Annotated in this window: 17 protein-coding genes and 2 pseudogenes; 7 read left to right on the plus strand and 12 right to left on the minus strand. The window is 63.1% G+C overall.

Annotated elements, in window-relative coordinates; genetic code table 11:
- Nucleotides 1-99: 99 nt before the first annotated feature.
- A pseudogene (locus tag J4G43_RS51890) lies at nucleotides 100-970 on the plus strand (ISNCY family transposase); the annotation flags it as partial.
- Here J4G43_RS51890 and J4G43_RS51895 read toward each other — a convergent pair.
- The 4 genes from J4G43_RS51895 to J4G43_RS51910 all read right to left on the minus strand — a co-directional run bounded on the left by J4G43_RS51895 (nucleotide 952) and on the right by J4G43_RS51910 (nucleotide 8,692).
- Nucleotides 952-6,204: a hypothetical protein gene (locus tag J4G43_RS51895; RefSeq protein ID WP_456298926.1), complete on the minus strand. Its 5,253-nt coding sequence runs from the start codon at nucleotides 6,202-6,204 to the stop codon at nucleotides 952-954. The pseudogene J4G43_RS51890 and the gene J4G43_RS51895 overlap by 19 nt on opposite strands.
- A 98-nt stretch (nucleotides 6,205-6,302) precedes the next feature.
- The gene (locus J4G43_RS51900; protein WP_129557678.1) at nucleotides 6,303-6,599 is read right to left on the minus strand and encodes a hypothetical protein; all 297 of its coding nucleotides are present in this window, start codon (nucleotides 6,597-6,599) and stop codon (nucleotides 6,303-6,305) included.
- Nucleotides 6,600-7,352: 753 nt separating this feature from the next.
- Nucleotides 7,353-7,433 carry a DUF3768 domain-containing protein gene (locus J4G43_RS56340; protein WP_208089825.1) on the minus strand — a complete coding sequence of 27 codons (81 nt, stop codon included), beginning with the start codon at nucleotides 7,431-7,433 and terminating at the stop codon, nucleotides 7,353-7,355.
- A 653-nt stretch (nucleotides 7,434-8,086) separates the two neighbouring features.
- Nucleotides 8,087-8,692 (minus strand): hypothetical protein, encoded by a 606-nt coding sequence (locus J4G43_RS51910; RefSeq protein WP_208089774.1) that lies wholly within the window; start codon nucleotides 8,690-8,692, stop codon nucleotides 8,087-8,089.
- A 31-nt stretch (nucleotides 8,693-8,723) separates the two neighbouring features.
- Between J4G43_RS51910 and J4G43_RS51915 the strand changes: the two genes are divergently transcribed.
- Nucleotides 8,724-9,245: a hypothetical protein gene (locus J4G43_RS51915; RefSeq protein WP_225005928.1), complete on the plus strand. Its 522-nt coding sequence runs from the start codon at nucleotides 8,724-8,726 to the stop codon at nucleotides 9,243-9,245.
- A 394-nt stretch (nucleotides 9,246-9,639) separates the two neighbouring features.
- Here J4G43_RS51915 and J4G43_RS51920 read toward each other — a convergent pair whose 3' ends face one another.
- Nucleotides 9,640-10,908 carry an IS256 family transposase gene (locus J4G43_RS51920; RefSeq protein WP_208089775.1) on the minus strand — a complete coding sequence of 423 codons (1,269 nt, stop codon included), beginning with the start codon at nucleotides 10,906-10,908 and terminating at the stop codon, nucleotides 9,640-9,642.
- 63 nt (nucleotides 10,909-10,971) lie between these two features.
- On the opposite strand from J4G43_RS51920, the pseudogene J4G43_RS51925 reads away from it, so the two are divergent.
- A pseudogene (locus tag J4G43_RS51925) lies at nucleotides 10,972-11,906 on the plus strand (ArdC family protein).
- A gap of 88 nt (nucleotides 11,907-11,994) precedes the next feature.
- Here J4G43_RS51925 and J4G43_RS51930 read toward each other — a convergent pair.
- Nucleotides 11,995-12,420 carry a type II toxin-antitoxin system VapC family toxin gene (locus J4G43_RS51930; protein WP_028182297.1) on the minus strand — a complete coding sequence of 142 codons (426 nt, stop codon included), beginning with the start codon at nucleotides 12,418-12,420 and terminating at the stop codon, nucleotides 11,995-11,997.
- Entirely contained in the window at nucleotides 12,420-12,674 is a 255-nt protein-coding gene (locus J4G43_RS51935; protein ID WP_028152609.1) for a type II toxin-antitoxin system Phd/YefM family antitoxin, read from the minus strand. Before J4G43_RS51935 ends, J4G43_RS51930 begins: the two co-directional genes overlap by 1 nt.
- 700 nt (nucleotides 12,675-13,374) lie before the next feature.
- Here J4G43_RS51935 and J4G43_RS51940 point away from each other — a divergent pair.
- From J4G43_RS51940 to J4G43_RS55550, 3 genes are all read left to right on the plus strand, one after another.
- Nucleotides 13,375-13,692 carry a DUF736 domain-containing protein gene (locus J4G43_RS51940; protein WP_027584750.1) on the plus strand — a complete coding sequence of 106 codons (318 nt, stop codon included), beginning with the start codon at nucleotides 13,375-13,377 and terminating at the stop codon, nucleotides 13,690-13,692.
- 300 nt (nucleotides 13,693-13,992) lie between these two features.
- A complete protein-coding gene (locus J4G43_RS51945) occupies nucleotides 13,993-14,151 on the plus strand; it encodes a hypothetical protein (protein ID WP_155252164.1) in 159 nt (52 codons plus the stop codon).
- Between the two features lie 573 nt (nucleotides 14,152-14,724).
- Entirely contained in the window at nucleotides 14,725-14,853 is a 129-nt protein-coding gene (locus J4G43_RS55550; RefSeq protein WP_256461582.1) for a hypothetical protein, read from the plus strand.
- A gap of 89 nt (nucleotides 14,854-14,942) precedes the next feature.
- On the opposite strand, the gene J4G43_RS51950 is transcribed toward J4G43_RS55550, so the two are convergent.
- The 5 genes from J4G43_RS51950 to traC form a co-directional block, all read right to left on the minus strand.
- Entirely contained in the window at nucleotides 14,943-15,203 is a 261-nt protein-coding gene (locus tag J4G43_RS51950; protein WP_321576364.1) for a WGR domain-containing protein, read from the minus strand.
- Nucleotides 15,204-15,446: 243 nt separating this feature from the next.
- A complete protein-coding gene (locus J4G43_RS56345) occupies nucleotides 15,447-15,983 on the minus strand; it encodes a thermonuclease family protein (protein WP_408581459.1) in 537 nt (178 codons plus the stop codon).
- Nucleotides 15,955-17,832: a Ti-type conjugative transfer system protein TraG gene (traG, locus tag J4G43_RS51960; RefSeq protein ID WP_210387791.1), complete on the minus strand. Its 1,878-nt coding sequence runs from the start codon at nucleotides 17,830-17,832 to the stop codon at nucleotides 15,955-15,957. The genes J4G43_RS56345 and traG overlap by 29 nt, the downstream gene beginning before the upstream one ends.
- Before the next feature lie 31 nt (nucleotides 17,833-17,863).
- Nucleotides 17,864-18,079, minus strand: coding sequence for a type IV conjugative transfer system coupling protein TraD (gene traD / locus J4G43_RS51965; protein WP_028152605.1), 216 nt, complete (start codon nucleotides 18,077-18,079; stop codon nucleotides 17,864-17,866).
- A 4-nt stretch (nucleotides 18,080-18,083) separates the two neighbouring features.
- Nucleotides 18,084-18,380, minus strand: a complete 297-nt coding sequence (gene traC, locus J4G43_RS51970; RefSeq protein ID WP_208089778.1) for a conjugal transfer protein TraC — start codon at nucleotides 18,378-18,380, stop codon at nucleotides 18,084-18,086.
- 276 nt (nucleotides 18,381-18,656) lie between these two features.
- Between traC and traA the strand changes: the two genes are divergently transcribed.
- Complete coding sequence (gene traA / locus J4G43_RS51975; RefSeq protein WP_208089779.1) at nucleotides 18,657-21,965, plus strand: Ti-type conjugative transfer relaxase TraA; 3,309 nt, start codon at nucleotides 18,657-18,659, stop codon at nucleotides 21,963-21,965.
- Nucleotides 21,966-22,027: the final 62 nt, after the last annotated feature.

Here is a 22,027-nt window from a genome sequence, read left to right on the forward strand (position 1 = left end):
CTGTATCGCGCGCAAGCCGAGGGGTGGCTAGGTGGGGGCCTCATGCCGGTTACCCTCATGTAAGTTGCTCCCCGAGCAGACGGGCGGGCGGGGGCGACAATGAGGCGGCCGAGCATGGCGACTAGGAAGGAACTGACGGCAGCTGTGGGCGAACGCTACCGATCGAGCGATCGCGTGGAGAAGGCGCGGATATTGGATGAGTTCGTCAATGTCACTGGATATCATCGCAAGCATGCGATGCGGCTGCTGCGGGGCCACGATGGGTCGCGAACAGGTCGTCGGGCGCGGCGCCGGATTTACGGTGAAGCCGAACGCAATGCGCTCGCACTCCTCTGAGAAGCCTCGGACCGGGTTTGCGGGAAGCGGCTGAAAGCCTTGATATCGATGCTGATCGACGCGATGGAGCGGGCACAGCCATCTTGACCTCGCTCCCGAGATCCGCGGCAAGCTGCTTTCGATGAGCGCGGCGACGATCGACCGGGCGTTGGGCCGGATTCGGGAGGGGCTCGGTCGCCAGCGCCGGCGACCGGCCGCACACGCCCTACGACGCAGTATTCCGATACGGACTTCGGCGGATTGGAATGATCCCGCACCGGGCTTCGTGGAGGCGGACCTTGTCGCCCACAGCGGTCCATCGGCGCGCGGCAGTTTCGTACAGACCCTGGTCCTCACTGATGTCGTGACCGGCTGAACGGAATGTGCGCCGCTGATCGTGCGCGAGCAGACGCTGCTGAGCACCGTGCTGACGGAATTGCGTAAGCAATTGCCCTTCGCGCTTCTTGGCTTGGACACGGCCAATGACACCGTTTTCATGAACGAGACGCTCAAGACGTACTGTGACACGGCCAGTATCATTTTCACGCGCTGCCGGCCGTACCGCAAAAACGATCAAGCGTTCGTCGAGCAAAAGAACGGCGCTGTCGTGCGCAGGATGGTCGGCTACAATGACCGTCATGGCGTATCCTCAGCCGTAAGCAGTCGGCCAGAGGGTTCGGGCAGAATGTGCTTCTCCGCAGCAAGCTTGATTGAGGCCTCCATGACTGACGCCGCCAGCGTGGGATTATCCTTCAGATCTTCCAAGGTAGCATCGACGTCGAACCGGCCCTGGCTGAGCGTCGCCGCCATGCTCTTGCTGTAGGGCGCGGACTTAAGAGCCGGCACCTGTTGCAGGAGTCGCTGAAGCTCTTGGCTTTTCTTCATGAAGAGGCGGACCCCGGTGTCGGATTTATAGCCGTCCGTGCCGACCTTGATGCCGAGGCTCAAGAGATTGTTTGCGCTTTGGACGAGATCGTCCGGATTGTAACCATCCGGGCGGGGATCGATGCGCGCCGGATAGTGGTCGAGTATGACCTGGATGCGGTCGCGAGGCTGAGGAGCCGCCGAATAGGCCTCCGCCAGTTCCGGGAAAAGCGCGACGAGTGCTGGGCTCACCGTCAGCTTTGCCTCGCTCACGCGTCCGACTGCCTCACGCAGGACCTGCTCATCCGCCCTCGCTGCCCAAGCATCGAGGTCGGCGACGAGCAACTCGGCCGTTTCGCGAGCGACCGGATGGGCTGCGACCTCGATCTCGTGCCTCGCCTGCTCGAGCTTGTCCTGGATTTCCTGGCAACGCACCTGCTCCTGGTTCAACAGGCCACCGATCTGTCGCCTGAGCTCGTGCTGAACGCCCTCGTAAGTGCCAAAGATGGCCCGCTCGGCAAACCAGTGTCGACCTTGATGGGACTGCGCCAGAAAGCTTCGCTGCAGGCTGCTATAGACTTCCAAAACATTCGTCGTGGCCGCGAGGATCTGGCTGGCACGACTGAACTGGTAGCTATCATCCTTGATCGCCGGCGTATGCGACTTTGGCGGCTTGAGCGAGCGAACGCCGCGAGCTTGCTCCTTCTCATCGAACCGCCGGACATGCTGATAAAGTTGTGGCCGGTCGGCGAGGATAATGACGGTATCCCCGTCGAAGTCGCCATCGAGCTTGTTCTGTTCACCAGGCGGGACTGCAACCAATGACCCCGGAGCGAACAATTCAATTGCCTGCAGAATGCCGACACATTCGACCTGCACGTCCACCTTCGCGCGGTCCTTACGCTCGGTCCAGCTCGAATGGCACTTGACGTCCTCGGCCGACATCACCAGTCCACGGTCGGCGTAGTCGGCCGGCCACATCTCATCTGGCACCACGATCAAAATGCCTTTGGCAAAGAAGCTCGGATCCTCAGCCGCCAGCTTGTCCTGCGACTTCTGGGCGATACTGAAACTGTATTGCATGGCCACGTTCCGATCGAGGAACGCCGCAGTCGGATCCCCATCAACTGCTGACTTGACTCGTCCGGCGGCGAACGGGCGCAGGTTGGGCTTGTCATAGGGGGACCGCCCGAGCAGCACACCACCTTTCCCTGTCAAGGTGTCGCTCTTGAGCGTCGGCACATGGAGGCAGCCATCATCGGATGGGACGGCCACCGCACCGGGACCATTGATATGTCCGGCCGTGACGGTGCGAAACAAGTCTTCCGACGTCAGCTCTTGGCCTTCTCGGCTTTCAAGCCAGGTCCTGGCCTTCTCGCTCGCTTCTTCCGCCACCTGCTCGTTGCGAGGGTAATGTTGCAGCGCCGAGGGAGGGAGGGACGATCTCCTTCCCTCACCAAAGGCCCGCAGCCGATCGGGACCTTCCTGGTGACCAACCCGGCGAACAGCAGGCATCCGCTCGGCCAGCGAAGCCTTGATGAAGCCGCAGCCGTCATGCGGTCGCGAGGCAATCGGACCTTCCGGTCCAGTCAGCTTAAAGGGATGCGCTTTGCCGCCAGGCCGGTCCGGCATCAGCAGCAGTTTGAAGGCGCCCTCCAGCGCGTAGTCGTGAGGCCCTAAATCTTTGATCGCGGGTGGCGCCGCAAACCCCCTGCGTTGCGTGTACCAATAAGCTTCTTTGAACGGCGCCCAGGCGCGCGACAGGTGCTCGAACGACGTCCCCGGAGCGGTTTCGGCATAGGGAATGGCCAGCAGCTTGCCCCCGGAAGACGCCGCCGGCTGATCGCCTGGAGCCCGGGCAGCGATCTGCGACAGCCTCGGTTTGGGTGCTTTCAACTTGCTGCCGCCGAACAGGTCCAGGCGGTACGGCACACCCTCGACGGTCAGCGTCCGCGCCAACATGAAAGTGCTCGGCTTTGCCGGCAGCTGCACCGCAACCACCGGCAATGCCCCCGAGGTCAGGCGATGCAAAATCGAATAGCGTGTCTCAGGCTCCGTCGCCACTCGCCGTCCCTGCAGGTCCACCACCGACAGCTGCATCAATCCCGCGTCACCCTGCGGTGGTCTGGGCGCGTGATCCATGGATCGCAACACCTGATAGACGTCGAAGACGGACGCAGCATGTTGAGCCTGGACCGTTGCCGCCTCGCGCACGATGAACGCGTCCAGCGCATCGACAGGGCTGTCCGCCTCGATCTGCGCGATCAGATTCCAGCTCATGTTGGAAAGATCGCTTTGGATGAGGTCGCGCGCCTCCTTCAGGATCCTCTTGGTCCCGTGCCGCAGCATTTCCTGCCTGATCCGTAAATCGGACCTCTTGCCCTCGACATACGGTCGTTTGTAAAGACGTTCCAGGTCCGCACGCGCCTTGATTACTTTATAGATCGAGAGGGCGGGACAGCGAGTCGCAAACGGCCCACGGGTCCGCTCCGCCTCGCTTGCGTCGAGATACGCATCGATCTTGCGCTCCACGACCGGTTGGATGTCGTTCAGCAGGTTTAGAGCCTGCCTGCGGCACGAGCGCAGGTGCGGGCTGCGCACCAACGGCAGCAGGGCGGCGCAAAGATTGCTCATGGTTTCGAGGTTACTTTCCGCGGCAAAACCAGAGGCACCATACAACTGGTTGAGCCGATTTAACCCGATCGGTGCGAGCAACCCGAGGTCCTCAAACAGCCTAGTCTTCGCCAGCGCTTTGAAAATGGTAGCAATGCTCAGAACATCGGCCTGCTCCAGCCGATCATCGGCATCGTGCAGGTAGTGAGCCAGCTGATGTAAGCTGTTCTTCAGCAGGGCTGTCTCCGCAACGTCTCCACCGTCCTCACCCCTAATGACACTGTGTCCCAGAGCATTGGCGATCGCGATGAGCTCAAGCGTCGTGAACGAACCAAAGCGTCGGCCCGGTCCGCCGAGGCCGCGCGCGATGTCTATTACCGCCTGATGGCATGCCGCATCTTCCAGCCATTTGCTGAAGCCGTTCACCAGGGTGGCCAGCGCCTGCGGGTCAAAACGGGAGAGCTGGGAAGGCACCTCACCGGCGATGGCGACGGTGGCCTCGCGACAGCCCGCCGCGTCCGGCCATTTGCTGAAGCCGTTCACCAGGGTGGCCAGCGCCTGCGGGACAAAACGGGAGAGCTGGGAAGGCACCTCACCGGCGATGGCGACGGTGGCCTCGCGACAGCCCGCCGTGTCCGGCCATTTGCTGAAGCCGTTCACCAGGTTCGCCAGTTCCTGGGGCTTAAAATTGGAGAGCTGGGAAGGCACCTCACCGGCGATGGCGACGGTGGCCTCGCGACAGCCCGCCGCGTCCGGCCATTTGCTGAAGCCGTTCACCAGGGTGGCCAGCGCCTGCGGGACAAAACGGGAGAGCTGGGAAGGCACCTCACCGGCGATGGCGACGGTGGCCTCGCGACAGCCCGCCGTGTCCGGCCATTTGCTGAAGCCGTTCACCAGGTTCGCCAGTTCCTGGGGCTTAAAATTGGAGAGCTGGGAAGGCACCTCACCGGCGATGGCGACGGTGGCCTCGCGACAGCCCGCCGCGTCCGGCCATTTGCTGAAGCCGTTCACCAGGGTGGCCAGCGCCTGCGGGTCAAAACGGGAGAGCTGGGAAGGCACCTCACCGGCGATGGCGACGGTGGCCTCGAGACAGCCCGCCGCGTCCGGCCATTTGCTGAAGCCGTTCACCAGGTTCGCCAGTTCCTGGGGCTTAAAATTGGAGAGCTGGGAAGGCACCTCACCGGCGATGGCGACGGTGGCCTCGCGACAGCCCGCCGTGTCCGGCCATTTGCTGAAGCCGTTCACCAGGTTCGCCAGTTCCTGGGGCTTAAAATTGGAGAGCTGGGAAGGCACCTCACCGGCGATGGCGACGGTGGCCTCGCGACAGCCCGCCGCGTCCGGCCATTTGCTGAAGCCGTTCACCAGGGTGGCCAGCGCCTGCGGGTCAAAACGGGAGAGCTGGGAAGGCACCTCACCGGTGATGGCGACGGTGGCCTCGCGACAGCCCGCCGCGTCCGGCCATTTGCTGAAGCCGTTCACCAGGTTCGCCAGTTCCTGGGGCTTAAAATTGGAGAGCTGGGAAGGCACCTCACCGGCGATGGCGACGGTGGCCTCGCGACAGCCCGCCGCGTCCGGCCATTTGCTGAAGCCGTTCACCAGGTTCGCCAGTTCCTGGGGCTTAAAATTGGAGAGCTGGGAAGGCACCTCACCGGCGATGGCGACGGTGGCCTCGAGACAGCCCGCCGCGTCCGGCCATTTGCTGAAGCCGTTCACCAGGGTGGCCAGCGCCTGCGGGTCAAAACGGGAGAGCTTGGAAGGCACCTTACCGGCGATGGCGACGGTGGCCTCGCGACAGCCCGCCGCGTCCGGCCATTTGCTGAAGCCGTTCACCAGGTTCGCCAGCGCCTGCGGGTCAAAACGGGTGAGCCCGACACTGACGGCGCGGCGACTGACCTCACCGGCGATGGCGACGGTGCCCTTGCGACAGCCCGCCGCGTCCGGCCACTTGCTGAAGCCATTCACCAGCAAGGATAGGCCTTGATCAGTCTGCCTCCGAAGTCCGCGGCTTTCATTGCAACAAAATTCCGCGATTCTGATCGCCCCCCTGCGGCATTCCGGCATCCGGGAGTTCCGACCGAATGATACGGCGAGGAGCGCAAGGGCTCGGTCCTCGACTTCGTACATAAGCGCGTCGTCGAGCCTCGATACTCGAGCTGCTAAGGCCTTGCAAGCTTCCATGCCTTCCCGACCGCCAGCCTCACCGCTCACCGCGTTGCATGTCTTGGCGTAGCTCCATGATTCACCAGCGCGGATATTTTCCTCCAAGCGCGCGACAAATCTGTATCGGAAATCAGCGGCGGCCTTTTGCAGGAACGTTGGCTTGTCTAGCATTCGCAACTGCCTGCCATAGTTCGCCACTGCACCTGAGAATCCATAGACGTCGCGAGCCCAATCAATATCCCTTAACGCCATATTAAGTACGCTCGAAGACCCGTAGCGGCGCTCTAAGCTTGCACCGTGGATGCTCTGCGCAGTGACATCGTCGACGCGCCGTTTTCCTGGCCTGGCACTCAGGTCGGACGCAGAATACCTATGTGGCGGGAGCGCTTCTGTTCGCAAGCTCGCGGCTGCTCGATCGCTTCGCCAGTGCTCGCCGCCAGAACGCGACGAACTCTCTGCCCGACTTGGTGCATCACGATAAGACCTGTACGATTGTTCAGAGCTTGCACCATGGACGCTTTGCGCGGCGACATCATCGAAAGGCCGCCTTCCTGATCCAACCGCTCGGTCGGACGCGGAATACCTATGCGGCGGAAGCGCCTCTGTTCGCGAGCTTCCGGCTGCTCGATCGCTTCGCCAGTGCTCACCGCCAGGACCCGACAAGCTCTCCGCCCGACTTGGTGCGTGATGATAAGATCTATACGGTATATCCGGGCTTTCACCATGCCCGCGCTGCGCAGCTATATCGTCGATAGGGAGGCGAGCAGAACAAGTCCCCGAATCTTGAGGCTGAGAGCCCATCCTCCCAAGGACAGAAATGTTCGTTTGACCGTCCTCGCCAGAAACGCCATCTGCGTGAGACTTGGCCGCGCCTTCAGCGCCGTCGTCTGCAAGTTGCCAAACGCGAATCCCAAGTCCGCTAATGCCGGTCAGAACGCGCCTCCAATACAAGCACGAATGCGCTGGTTGTGATCTTCGCACAATGGCGACCTTGAGCGTGCTAATACATCCATCGCAAGCGCGCAGCGATCGACCATCCGTCGCATTCGAATCTCCTGTGCTCCTCTCCTACGGCCAGGACAAATAGATGTTTGTTATGAAGCGATATTCCACACCTATGGTCTGAGCCCTCGTTTCAGCCTTCACTGCGTGGCGCAAAACGATGCAGGCGTGCCAGCGCCAGTTCTTCCGACGCGGTCGGCGAGTTGATGGTTCTCCTCTGACACCCTGACTAAGCGAGGGCTGGACAAACCATGTCCGAGGTGCATCCGCACCGAGCCAGTGTCCAATCGCGAATATCCAGCAATCCATCCGATGACCTCAGCGCTATTGCAATTGCTGGAAAGAAGCCCCGCGGTTGCGGGGCAGAAAGAACAGTCATTGTGTTGAGCCGCCTCAAGTCAATGCTTGCTCGCAAGCATCAGCGTGAGCACACGCGTGGTTCGCTTTGGATCGCTCGGATCTTCTGAGCCGTGCTGCATATCCTCGTCGTAGTAGATCCTATGAAGCGAGTGGCGCCGAATCGTGCCCTCTAAGCACCCCTCGCGAATCAGGTGCTCAGAAAGGAATCACAAGTGATTCTTTCGATTCAAGTTTTCGCCGATCAGCGGATCAGCCCGAGTGGTCAAAGTTATGAGTAATTGAAAGCCTCGCCGGAGGGTTACGAACTACCGTTCATAGCCTTCAGTCCTTTTCTTCAGTCGCGGCACATATCTTTGCATCTTTGCCTCCGCTGGATGACCGCACCGAGGTCGAACGCATTTGAGGGCGGATGGTAGCCATCAACTCACAGCGAGCGGCCTGCGGAATCGATTGTGACGGGATGTCAGAAGCAGCATGATGGAAAACCTCGAAGCACGCTTCGAGCTCCGCAACTGCGCGATGCTCCCATCCTTCAGCCTGCGTCAGGAGCGAGCACCTTTGAATTGGCCGTAAATCCGCAGTTTGGCGGTACATAAGCTATCGTGCGGTATCGGCGCACGTTTTCTAGGACGGCTTTCCCGTTCATGATTGAGTCCCCAAGCGACCCTTCTGAGACACGAACGTGCGACAGAACGATTTTCGATTCGTTAGCGGGCTTGCGGAAAGCTGAAATGGTTGGCAAAGCGTTGCCGATGGCCCGGCTCTGCCAAACTCATCGGGCAGAGAACTCCTCTTGCTTCGCTAGGTCGTTCCAGAAATCAGAAATTGCTTCATGCAAAGCGCGAAAATCTTCCTCGGTTACAAAATATTCATCATCGTGTTTTGCCCTGTTTATTGCATCCCGATTGGAGTCGATGGTGTGAAGAACCGTATCGGGAATGGAAGCGGCAAACAGCTCCAGCTGTATTCGTACTCGAGTGACGTGCGAGACGGCGCCGTCCGCGCCCGATAACTTGCCTTTCCATTTTGGCTTCGTCTTCGAGCCGTTGCGCTCGTGCTGTATGTCGAAGTAGCTTTTTGTTGCCTTCTCCCACTCGTGGTACTCGCGTAGCCATGCGCCCTGAATCAGAGTTTCAACGACCCAATCGCTAATGGTGGTGTCAACGACATTGAGCGAAGCTTGGGCAGCAGCTGCCGGCGCGGCTCTAGCGGCGTCATCACGAATAACCTGGATCGCTTGGTCGATCGCCGTCTCCCGATGGCCCGCCTGTATGTAGAAGTAAGAGGCGTTTCCAATAGGGTTAGGATACGGTCCGCGCTTCAGATTCATCGGCACGCCCCAGAAGGACCACGGGAAAACCTCAAGCTTCGCCGCCAATGTACACTGGCGGTGGGGCGCTGGCGAGAGATTGGAGAAGCGAAAGCATATTCCGAAGTACTCCACTCTCCTGGGACGTATCTCCGAAAGCTTCGGGCTTCCTGTCCTCGACAGCGACGGCATCCGCGAACTGCATGAGCGCCTGATCGTCGAGACTGCCGACAGCCTCCAGGAGGGACTCGGCGAACGGGCCATGCAGATCCATCTCCAGCGCATCGTCGGCGCCTATGTCGGCTCGGCCCATGGCGCCGGCCAGTTCTACTCCCGCGCGGTCAGCGAGGCGCGTGACGTCACCGCCAAGGCATCCTGCGACGCCCGCGACGAGGACGTCGACGGCCCGGTCGGCTTCGACGGGCAGGCCCAGCGCAGGCGCGAGTTCGCCGCCGATATGGGGCTTCAGGCCCACGCGCTGCGCATGGCAGCCGAGGGCGCCGTTCGCGCCTACGAACAGGTCGTCGGCGAGACATGGAAGCCCTACGAGCGTCCGGCGGACAACATCGGCGCATCCGTCGACCGCAAGGCGGCCGAGCTGCAGATGGCGGCCTTCGGCTGAGCCGCCTCTGGCGGGGCCTCGGCCCCGCCTTCTTCCTCACCGAGACCAGGTCGTCCTGTCGCAGGGGCGGCCTGTTCTCGTGTCGTTATTTCGACCGCGTTCTCCACGAGAGAGGCGCCCACCGCGCCGCGTCCCGGCCGTGGTCCAGCCGGGGCCGGGAAGCCCGCGCAACGGCTTCGCCGTCCTCCACATGTGTTCCGGCCCGTCGCCACCCCATCGCTTGGCGCAATGGGACCCCGGCTCGGGTGCGCAGCTCCCCAATGCCCCGGCTTTGCGGACCGCCGTGACGGGGTCGCGATCGGCGCGACCTCCACGACGGAGGTTCGACATCATGAAGAGAAAGAATGAAGGCGAGCGGGCGGAGAGCTATGCGGGATTTTGGGTGACGAGGCGGTCAGGCGGCGTGGTTTTCCGGCACTTGGATGACCTCGATGCCGTTTTCGAATCTGACACCTGCGCTGACCTTCGGCAACTGATTTGTGCCTTTCAGCCGCCGCCAGGTCTTTGATGCGGCGCAGAGCAGCTTGAACACCATCAACTTGGCAGTCGTTGACGATAACGAACCTTTCGTGCGCACCGTTCTGTGCCGGACCGTCGCGAACACGCTTTCGATGGGATTCGTCGTCCGCAAGTGGTCCCAATGCTCGGCGGGGAATTCGTAGAACGCAAGCATTGCGTCGCGATCTTTCGTCAGGCACTCGACCGCCTTGTCGTACTTCGCTCCGTATTTCTCGGCAAAGACATCGATCGCCACTTCGGCCGAAGCTCGGTTGGACGCCAAATAGACCTCGCGCAGATCCTTCTTCATGCTGGCCTGTACCGACACTGCGACTTTGTTCAAGATATTCGCGGTTTTGTGCACCCAGCACCGCTGATGTCGCGTGGCGGGAAAGACCTCGTCGAGCGCCTTCCAGAAGCCGAGCGCGCCGTCACCGACGGCGATTTCCGGGGCGATCTTCAGCCCACGGGTTTTCGCCTCGACGAGCAGTTCGTGCCAGCTCTGCGTGCTCTCGCGCACGCCGACCTGGAAGCCGATGAGTTCCTTCTTGCCTTCCGGCGTCGCGCCGATCAGCACCAGCATGCATTCGCTGTGGTCTTCCATGCGAGCCTGCAGGAAGACGCCGTCCGCCCACACGTATACGTACCGGCGCGCCGACAGATCGCGCTTCTGCCAACGCTCGTACTCGAGCTGCCACTCCGTCGTCAGTCTGGAAACCACCCCCGGAGAAAGATTCGGCGCATCCTTGCCCAAGAGCGCCGCCAGCGCCTCCTGGAAGTCGCCCGTCGAGATGCCTCGCAGGTACAGAACCGGCAAAAGTGCATCCAAGCTCTTCGTGCGCCGTGCCCACAACGGCAGGATCGCCGAGGTGAAGCGGATCCGCTCGCCATCGCTGGTCACCGCGCGATCGCGAATCTTTACCCGGGCGACTTCGACGGCGCCGATCCCCGTCTGGATCGTCCGCACTGGACCATGGCCGTGTCGCTCGAGGCGGTCGCGGCCATCGGGAAGCTTCAAGCCCTTCATCGCGGCGAGAAACGCCTCGGCTTCCATCTCGACAGCCTGCGCAAGCAGCTGCCGAGCTCCAGATCGCAAAATATTCGTCAGTGGATCGTCGATCTCATCGGGCTGACGCAGTGGGACAATGTTGCTATGCTCGTTCATGGCGTATCGCTCTCCTTGAGGTTCTGGCAGGCTCGACACCCGCCTCGATACGCCGCCTATCTCATTCCGTCATCACCCAGTTTCCCGCATAGCTCGCGGGCGGATATCTACACCCGGATCACCGAGAAGATCGTCGCCGATCTGGAGAAGGGCGTGCGGCCATGGGTGCAGCCATGGCGTTCGGGCAACGCCACCGGCCGGGTGACGCGGCCGCTGCGGCATAATGGTTTGCCATACTCAGGATTGAACGTCCTGCTTTTATGGTCGGAAGCCGTGGCCCGCGGTTATACGTTGCCGATCTGGATGACGTTCAAGCAGTCCATCCAGCTTGGAGGCGCTGTCCGCAAAGGCGAAACCGGAACCATGGTGGTCTTCGCCAGCCGGTTTACGAAGACGGAGATCGGGCCGCCGGCGAGGAATTCGATCGGGAAATCGCGTTCCTGAAAGCCTACACCACCTTCAACGTCGCGCAGATCGATGGCCTACCGGATCACTATTACCAGAGGCCGGAGCCTTTAGCCGATCAGCTCGAGCGCATCGAGCACGCAGAACGCTTCTTCGCCAATACCGGCGCGACGATCCGGCACGGCGGATCGAAGGCATTCTATTCTCCCGGTAGCGACACCATCGAGATGCCAGAATTGCAGAGTTTCCGAGACGCCGCGAGCTATTATGCGGTTCTCGGACATGAATGCGTCCACTATGCAGGTGCTCCGCACCGTCTGAACAGAGACCTCAGTCGTTACCACAAAGACCAGACCGAGCGAGCGCGGGAAGAGCTGATCGCCGAGCTCGGAAGCTGCTTCCTTTGTGCCGATCTCGGCATCGCGCCCGAACTCGAGCCGCGGCCGGACCATGCTTCTTACCTTGAGTCCTGGTTGCGCGTACTCAGCTCCGACCGGCGGGCGATTTTTCAGGCGGCCGCGCATGCGCAGCGCGCCGTTGCATATCTGCACAATCTCCAGCCGCGGGCGCAGACCGAGCGGGAGGCCGCGTAATGTTTCACGCTCCGATTGTGACGGAGGAGGGCAATGAGCCTTCCCCTATTCGCCTGCGCGCGTTGTCACTCGGCGCTGGCGTGCAACCTTAATCGCCATGGGTCCAGGGATTGACGATCTTGACGCCCATGGGCTCGAAATCGGCCACGTTGCGGGTCACGATCATCATTCCATGCACAAGGGCGCTGGCCGCGATGAATGCATCTCGCTCGGGGCGCGGATCGGGCACATGCAGGCGCGCGCAACGCAGCGCCACGGTTTTGTCGATCGGCACGGTTCTTTCTGCGAATTCGGGAAGAACGTAGTCGTCCATCCAGGTTCGCAAAAGGACCCCCTGCGCCGGGTCGCGACGTTCGACCAGCAGGATGCCAAGGTCCAATTCCATCAGCGTGACAGCCGAGACGAAGAAGGATGCGGCGTCTTGCGCCGACAGCCAGGACACGACGCGTGGGTCGGCTTTTCCGCTGCCGGCTTTGCGCAGTTCCGAAACGACATTCGTGTCGAGCAGATACATCAGGAAAGATCCGCTGGCCGGGGCAGATCTTTCGACCGCGGGATCTCGAACTCGATGCTTGCAAGGCCGGGCATGGACAGGGCGGCCACGATGTTCCGGCGTCTGCCTGTGATCCGCTGATAGTCCTCGTAGCTGAGCAGTACCTGGGTCGGGCGGCCCCGGTTCGTGATGAAGACGGGGCCGTTGCGCGCGGCCTTCTGCGCCTGGTTGGCGTTCTGCTGAAACTCACGGCTGGACAAAGTTGTGATCGTCATGGCGGCATCCGTTCCAAGAATTGTTGACACATTAGAACATAGGCGCTCCCGAGGCAATTCCAACCTCTGTTGGACATGAATCGGCCCGCCAAGTCGCGGAGCCGTTCAGGTGAGACTCGTCGCGGCTGCGCGGCGCTTTCGATCATGGCTGTGTCATCCTCGCCCTTCACCTCGATGGGGGATGTGGTGTCGTGCAGCGGTCGTTGGCCGCGGGCCGCGGGTTGTCCCGTGTCGGTTTCGCCAGCGGCGTGCTGTTGGGTTCGGCAGCTGCTCGAACAGGGCCATTGCGAATTGCCGGGACCGTCCCCTTGGCCGGTCGTTCTGAAGGCGGAGCGCATCCTGACGTTGGCGCCGGAGTTCGCGTTTCGCCTGTGAGCGCCACTGTCCCTTTGCATGGACGCCATGGACGCGGGGTCATGGTGATGCCTTTTCTGCGGGCGTGCCGGCCCATCTGCGGGCTCGATGAGGCATGTCTGACCGGAGACCGGCTTCGCCTCGATCGGCTTTCCGCAACGGCGCCTGCCGATTTTCTGACCCCTGCCGGCTGCGCCGACATTCCTCGCCAACTAACAAAATCGCCAGTTGCCGTCCTCCATTGCATTGCGGCCTCTGCGAGGTGCGGTCCGATCGTCCCCGGACTTTCCGACAGCCATCGAGACCGCGATGGGCGCGGTCCGAACACAAGGAAAGGCGAAATACCATGGCGACCATCGGCTCCTTCACCAGCAACGGCAACGGCGGATTCACCGGTTCAATCCGCACCCTCACCCTCAACGTCAAGGCCCAGTTCCGCCGTATCGAGAACCCCTCCGACAAGGGCCCGCACTTTCGCGTCTTCGCGGCCGCCAATGTCGAGCTCGGCGCGGCCTGGCAACGCGTCGCGCAGGAAACCGGCCGGGACTACCTCTCGGTCAAACTCGACGACCCGAGCTTCCCGGCTCCCATCTACGCCACCCTGGTCGAGGTGGAAGGCGAGGAAGGCCTCCAGTTGATCTGGTCTCGGCCGAACCGGGACTGAGGTCCCGCCCAACCGGCCCCGCCACCCCGGCGGGGCCGTTCCTATGTCTGGACCGGTGGGCGGCTGTCCGCGTTCGGTCCTATCGGAACCCGGCTGCAGGCATCGAGCCCGCATCCGGGTTTTCCAGAACAGGCGGGAGTGTGGTGATGTCTGCTCGGTCCGCTTGAGGGTGCCATGCCGGCCCGAAGGCCTCAAGGACGGGCGGTCCCCCCGCCGCTCCGCGGCCGCTTTGCGGTCCCTGACCCCTCCGGTCCGTCATGACCGTGGTCGCCGTCTTTCACAAACAAGACGGAGACGACGATGACGATTTCCATCGAACAGCAAGTCGAAGAGCTTCGGGCCGAACTCAGGAACGCGGTGGTGCGCGCCGAGCGCCGGCAGATTGAGGCCGAACTGGCGGCGGCAATCGCCGAGCGCGATGCCATGCTGGCGGATGATGCCGACGAGCCTCCCCGCTGAGGGAGGCTTTCGCCCTGATCGAAGCACACCCGCCGGATCGACCGGCGGGATGCGCTCGCAACAGTTGCTGCCTCCGCGGTTGTGCCGTCATGAATCCCTCCGCGTTGGCGTGGCCGTTGGTCGCCATGGTCGCTCCTCCATCCCGTCTCCGTATCGGCAAATGGCGGCCGGTATTCCGAAGCGCCACGATGTCGATGTCGGTCCTGCCCGGCAGATAGGCGTAAGCACCACCGGATCGGGTGTGTGAGCAGGCCAGTTTCCGGGAGCGGCATGTGTCGGAACGCCGTTCGAGGAAAAGGGATCGTGCGGTCAGTGGCTTCGGCCGGGGCGGTGCAATCCCGCTCTTTCACGATGGCGTCCTGGTCCACCCCCGGATCTTCCACGATCAACCCGCGCGGGGTCGGCTACGCGAAGCGTGCCGCCGCTTGGCTTACGCCGGCGCGGTGATCGCGACCGGGGCCGGTCCTTCGAGGAGCCATCGAGCGGGAATTCCCCCGCTCCGGATGGAGCCTCAAGACAAAGTCCGATCTCAGCCTCGCACAAAACCACGCCTTCAACCTTGCCCGCACCCTGATGGTCCCGGTCACGCTCTTCCAAGCCGACGGCGAATACGGCGTCATGCCCAGCGACGAAATCGACGAAGGTGACGGCCTCGACATCATCCACGAATATAATCCGCACGATGAACGGCCGGCTCACTGAGCCGGCTTCGCTTTCGCGGAGGCTCTGTTCCGTGGGTACTGTCACCCAACCGGTGGGAGCCTACCGCGTCTGCGCAGACAGCGATCCGGTTACGTCGCCGCCTTCTTTCCTTTCGGATGATATCCGCGATTGCGCTTCTGGCGCAGCAGGTCGAGGAACAGCCTGACCGCTTCGTCCTCGCGCGCGAAGCTGTGCTTCATCATCTGACCTCGTGCGCCGATCCGTCCCCAGCGGCGTGTCAGGCAGATGTCGCCGAAGAGCGTCGGTTCGATGGCCATGGCGTAGAACCGGGCCATGTTCTTCGAAGCGTCGGTGCGTTCGATATAGAGCTGGTAGGGCTGCGCGATCATGACGACAGAATCCCGCATCGGAGAGTTCGCGTCCAATGAGATTTTTGAATCGATCAGGGGCATATTGATTCATTTTTGCAAAGGGGGCTTTTGGGGGCGGGCCGCTCTGGCGAGCGGACGGCTCTATGCGCCAAGGCGCACCGAACCCGCAAAGCGGTTTCGTCCTCCGGTGACGATCCTCCCGTGGTAGGTGGCACGGTCGAGAAAACCGATGATCGTAGCGTGTGCGGCGGGCTGCCGCGATCAATCGAAGGCGCACCAATCGCGTCGCGGCTCGTTCCAGCGCCGGGCGAGACCTTCCTCGACGAGCTTCTCGCCAAGCGAACGATCGGCGCGCGTGACCGTGCGCAGCTTGCGCCCGTACCGGTCAGTGTCGCGCCAGCCCGAGACCAGCGTGAAGCTGCCGGCGTTTAGTAGGACCAGCAACCGATCGCGGGCGATTTCGCCAGCCTGCCTCTCGTCGCGGCAATGCGGCGAGAAGATTTCCGGGGCGTCGATATCGGCGATCCTGATCTTGTGCGCCCGAACCAGAATGTGTCCCCGTCGACGACGCAGTTCACGCGGATCGGCGCGTCGCAGAGCGTGAAACGGACGCTCAGCGTATCGCTCCGCAGAGGCGGCGGGATGACCAAAGTGTTGGTCTCGTATCGCTCCGGCATATCCGATGGACGAGGGGAGGGGACGCCGATGGCGACCGCCAAGCCCACAATGATCGCCGTGACGGCTCCCGCAACAAGAAAGCGCGGCGCCGTCATGTTTTTTCTTCAGGTTGGAATCGATTCTTTCTGACGCAAGCCCTCATGTCGTCGCGCCGGAACCAGATGGCGCGGCCGCACCGCAATGGTGCGTTGCCGGCAGTGAAGACGATTTGCTCGTCGGCGCGCATGCGCAGCACTTCGTGCGGCTGGACCAGCGGCCGCGAGGCCAGCTGTTTCGATCGCGTCCGCGACGAACCGGACGCCTGCGAGGAGCGGCTGACCTGGTCGATCTCGACCGTGGTCATGCCGCAGCGTTTTGAGATGTAGTCGGCGGTTTCCGGGTCGTTCACGGCCGCGAAGGCGATCCAGCTCGCGCTCTCGAACCATTTGCTCGCCGCGTCGCGCCCGCCATAGGTTTCGCGCATCTGGCCGATCGACTGGAACAACAGGAGGAGCGTGATGCCGTATTTGCGGCCGGCGTCGCGGGCGGTCTCGAGGATGCGCATGAAGCCCAGGCGCGCCACTTCGTCGAGCAGGAACAAGGCCCGTCCCGTCACCTCGCCATTGCGGTTGTAGATCGCGTTCATGAAGGAGCCGATGATGACGCGGGCGAGCCCGGCATGGGTTTCCAGCGTCTTCAGGTCGAGATTGATGAACACGTCGGTTGTGCCGCCGGCGAGATCGTCGCTGACGAAGGTCGAGCCGGACACCAGCGCGGCATAGTTCGGATAGGAAAGCCAGTGGGTTTCCTTGACGGCGTTGGCGTAGACGCCGCTGAACGTTTCCGGCGTCATGTTGACGAAGACGGCGACGTTCTCCTTCACGAAATCCGATCCCGAATTATCGTAGATGGCCTGCAGGCGCGCCCGCAGCTTTGGCTCCGGTTCCGACAGATTGGCGCGGACCTGGCGAAGCGTCTGGTTCTTTTCTTCCGTATGACCTGACAGGCAGACGTCCGCGATCAGCGCGGTCAAGAGCTGCAGCGCCGAGGCGCGGAAGAAGTCGTCACGCACGCCGCGCGCGCCGCCGCTGTCGCTCATGATCCATGAGGCGACGGCGGCAATGTCCTCCTCCTTCCTACCGCCGAACTGGCCGATCCAATCGAGGGCGTTGAAGCCGGTTCCCGACTCTTTTGGGTCGAGCACATGGACGGTGCGCCCCGCCGCGCGCCGATGCTTGATCACCATTGGCGCGACCTCGTTGGAGGGATCGAGCACCACGAGGGCGCCACCCCATTTGAGCGCGGTCGGGATCGTCACCGACGTCGTCTTGAAGCCGCCCGATCCGGCGAAAACGATACCATGCGATGAGCCGAAGGTGGCGTCGAAGCAGAGCAGCGGCGCGCGGCCGCCGTGCCCCCAGCTCTGTCGGTCCATGGCGCGAAACGGTTGCGCTGCAGCGTTGTCCTTGTCGACGCGATAGCGCTCGCCAACCACGATGCCGCCAGCGATGCCGAAGAGCCGTGCGGCTTCCGGCATCGACATCCAGTCCGCATCGCCGTGCAGTGCGCGACGGCCGCGAACGCGCTTTGGCATCGGCGAGGTGAAGGCGGCGTTGCCCTTCACCGCAACGCGCAGCGCGAAGATGCCGGCCATCAGCGCGATACCCGCTCCGACCATGATCGCTGGGTCGATCTGCACCGGCGGTGATCGGCCATGTACGGCGTTCGCCAGAATTGCAGAGAGGCGGATCGCTTCGCGCGCGGCAGCCATGGAAATCGCCGCCGCGCATCCCGCGACGACGCTCCATGCCGCGGTACGGATGTTCGCGGAGCCTGCGGCGGCGAACAGGAAGACGACGCCGATCGCCGCTGCCACGATGTAAGGCATGGCAATCCCGGCGCGGGCGACCAGGAGGCGCTGCGCCTCCGTCTTGCCGAGGCCGGCGAGACTATGCTCGATGCCGGTCAATCCAATGACCGTGCCGAGCATCAGCGCCACCGGCACGATCAGCAGAAGGAGCCTACTCGCCGTCACGGCCGAACGCCTCCACCCCGATCGCGGCAAGCCGAGCCCGCTCGGCTTCGTCGGTTCTCAGCCGACGGCGAAGTTCGATCAGCGCGCCGAGCAGGACCGCGCGCTTCTCGTAGCGTAGTCCCGCCTTTGCGATCAGGCCGCCGAGCTCGATCTTCTCGCGCGTGTCCTTCTTGCGGGCCTCGGAGGATGATGCCTGGCGCATGCGCTCATACCTCGCCAGCGCCATTCGCATGCGCGCCAGACGCGACCTTCGCGGCAGGGGCGCTGGCCTCGCCTCCGGCCTCGGCTCCCTTCCTTCCGGTCGCCTTCCCTGCCTTCCCGCGAAACCGGCCGGCGAGATCCTCGAACGCGGCCAGAAGCTCGGTTTCCTCGATCTCGATCTCACCGAGTCCGGCCCTGAGCGCGATGCGCCCGATCCGCTCGGCCTCGCGTGTCTCGGCCGCCTTCAACTGTTCCTGCAGGCGAGTGATTTCCTCGCGGATCTTCGACGACGGTTTCTTCATTTCCGGTTGAGCCTCCGTGCTCTGCAGCGTGCTGGACGGCACGGAGAATTTCGGAAGTCGTCCGATGGGGCGACTAATAAAAAAGCTAGTCGGCAAGGCCGACGCCGCCTGAAATCATCCCGGCCGCTCGATGAGAGCGGTCCAAGGGCGCAGTAATACGTCGCATCCGCGACGTCCTGCTTTCTCACCTGCCGGGGGGCGTCTGCCCCGGCGCGGCCCTGCCGCCGCTCCCGACGAGCATCCGTGTTCCGCCCTCGTCCGGGAGATCGCGCCGCCTTGGCCATCACGCATTTCACGCCCCAGCTCATTTCGCGCGGTTCCGGCCGCAGCGCCGTGCTGTCGGCAGCCTACCGGCACTGCGCGCGCATGGAGCATCAGGCGGAGGGGCGGACGGTCGACTATTCCGCCAAGCGAGGTCTGCGTTACGAAGAATTCCTGTTGCCGCCGGATGCCCCACAATGGGCGCGTGAGCTGATCGCCGACCGCTCGGTCGCCGGCGCCGCCGAGGCGTTCTGGAACGCAATCGAGGCTTTCGAGAAGCGGTCAGATGCCCAACTCGCCAAGGAGTTCATCATCGCCCTGCCGGTCGAACTCACCATCGATCAAAACGTCGCGCTGGTGCGGGAGTTCGTCGCAACCCAGGTGCTCGCGCGCGGACAGGTTGCCGACTGGGTTTTCCATGACGAGCCGGGCAATCCGCACATCCACCTGATGACCACTCTTCGCCCTCTCGGCGAGGACGGATTTGGGCCGAAGAAGGTGCCGGTCATCGGCCATGATGGCGCGCCCTTGCGCAACGCCGCCGGCAAGATCGTGTATCGGCTCTGGTCGGGCGAGAAGGCCGAGTTCCTCGCGCAGCGCGAAGGCTGGCTCGATCTCCAGAACAGGCATCTGGCGCTTGCCGGTCTCGACATTCGCGTCGATGGCCGTTCCTACGCCGAGCGCGGAGTCGATCTTGCCCCGACGACGCATATCGGCGTGGCGACCAAGGCGATCGATCGGAAAGGAAAGAAGGCCGGTTGGTCGCCGAAGCTCGAGCGCGTCGCGCTCCACGAGGAGCGGAAGACCGACAACCGACAGCGGATTCTGCGGCGTCCCGAAATCGTGCTCGATCTCGTCTCGCGCGAGATGAGCGTCTTCACCGAGCGTGACATCGCCAGGGTGCTGCACCGCTATGTCGACGATGCCGGAACCTTCCAGCATCTGATGGCGCGCATCCTTCAGAACCCGGAAGCGCTCCGGCTGGAGGGTGAGTGCATCGCACTTGCGACCGGCATCCGCGAGCCCGCCAAGTACACGACGCGCGAGTTGATCCGCCTCGAAGCCGAGATGGCGCATCGTGCCGTCTGGCTCGCCGGCCGATCCTCGCATGGCGTCCGGGAGAAGGTGCTGGCGGCAGCCTTCGAGCGCCATGCCCGCCTTTCGGAAGAGCAGCGTGTCGCCATCGCGCATGTCGCCAGCGTGGGGCGGATCGCCGCTGTGGTCGGGCGCGCCGGGGCCGGCAAGACCACGATGATGAAGGCCGCGCGCGAGGTGTGGGAAGCGGCCGGCTATCGTGTGGTCGGCGCTGCGCTCGCCGGCAAGGCGGCCGATGGACTGGAGAAGGAAGCGGGTATCGCCTCGCGCACGCTGGCCTCATGGGAGCTTGCCTGGTCGAACGGGCGCGAGCAGCTCGACGACAAGACCATCTTCGTTCTCGACGAGGCCGGTATGGTGTCGTCGCGGCAGATGGCGCTGTTCGTCGAAGCGGTTGTGAAGACCGGCGCTAAACTGGCGCTCGTCGGCGACCCCGATCAGCTTCAACCGATCGAGGCCGGCGCGGCGTTCCGCGCCATCGCCGAGCGCACCGGCTATGCCGAACTCGAAACCATCTATCGCCAGCGTGAGCAATGGATGCGCGATGCCTCGCTCGATCTCGCGCGGGGCCGCGTTGCCGAGGCGCTGCAGGCTTATGGCGCGAACGGCAAGCTGGAAGCGCGCAAGTACAAGGCGCAAGCTGTCGAGGCGCTGATCGAGGACTGGAACTGGGACTATGATCCGGCGAAGTCGACGCTGATCCTTGCGCATCTTCGGCGCGATGTCCGTGTCCTCAACGAGATGGCGCGGGCGAAGCTGATCGAGCGTGGCATCGTCGAGGACGGCCATGCCTTCCGCACCGAGGACGGTCCGCGCAGCTTCGCAACCGGCGACCAGATCGTCTTCCTGAAGAATGAAGGATCGCTCGGCGTGAAGAACGGCATGATCGCCCGTGTCATCGAGGCGCGGCCGGGCTGGTTCGCGGCGATGATCGGCGAGGGTGAAGCACGGCGCCGCGTCGAGGTCGACCAGCGCTTCTATGCGAACGTCGACCACGGTTATGCGACCACGATCCACAAGAGCCAGGGCGCGACCGTCGACCGGGTGAAGGTGCTCGCCACGCTCTCGCTCGACCGGCATCTTGCCTATGTCGCGCTGACTCGCCATCGCGAGGATGTCGCTCTCTACTACGGGGCGATTTCCTTCGGGAAGGCCGGCGGGCTCACCAAGATCCTGTCGCAGAGCCGGGCGAAAGAAACCACGCTCGACTATGAGCGCGGCCCTTCCTATCGCGCCGCGCTGCGCTTTGCCGAAGCGCGCGGTCTCCATCTCATGCGCGTCGCCCGGACGCTTGTTGCCGACAAGGTCCGCTGGACCGTCCGGCAGAAGCAAAAGCTCGCCGATCTCGGTGCCCGGCTCCTCGCGCTCGGCGCCCGGCTCGGCCTCGGCGCAGCCCGGAAACAGACGATTCCCAACGGCGCAAAGGAGGCCAAGCCGATGGTCGCCGGCATCACCACATTCGCCAAATCGATCGACCAGGTTGTCGAGGACAAGCTCGCTGCCGATCCCGGCCTGAAGAAGCAATGGGAGGAAGTCTCGACGCGCTTCCGCTTCGTCTTCGCCGAGCCTGAATCTGCGTTCCGCAAGGTCGACGTCGACAGCATGCTGAAGGACAAGGCGACTGCGCAATCCACCCTGTCGAAACTCGCGGAGAAGCCCGAGAGCTTCGGTGCGCTGAAAGGCAAAACGGGCTTGCTCGCCAGCCGCGCCGACAAGCAGGACAGGCAGCGGGCGGACCTCAACGTGCCGGCGCTCGCCCGTGATCTCGAACGTTTCTTGCGCCTGCGTTCCGAGGCGGAACATCGCTACGAGGCCGAAAAGCGCGCCGCCCGGCTGAAGGTTGCTGTCGACATTCCGGCGCTGTCGCCGTCGGCGAAGCAGACCCTCGAGCGCATCCGCGACGCCATCGATCGGAACGATCTCCCGGCAGCCCTGGAGTTCGCACTCGAGGACAAGATGATCGAGGCGGAACTGGAGGGCTTTGCCCGCGCCGTCTCCGAGCGCTTCGGCGAGCGCAGCTTCGTCGGCCTCGCGGCAAAGGACACCGATGGCAAGACCTTCGAGACGCTCTCCGGCGGGATGAACGCCGCGCAGAAGGAGGGGCTCAAGGCCGCCTGGCCTGATCTCAGGACCGCGCAGCAGCTCGCCGCCCAGCAGCGGACCGCAGTGGCCTTGAAGGAAGCCAAAACACTTCGTCAGACGCAGTCGAAAGGCCTGTCGCTGCAATGATCTCGATCATCGACCGGAGAGTGGTGTCACAAGTCGCGGACGCCGCGACCGGAAAGAAAACG

Source organism: Bradyrhizobium barranii subsp. barranii, from assembly GCF_017565645.3.
Taxonomy (GTDB): Bacteria; Pseudomonadota; Alphaproteobacteria; order Rhizobiales; family Xanthobacteraceae; genus Bradyrhizobium; species Bradyrhizobium barranii.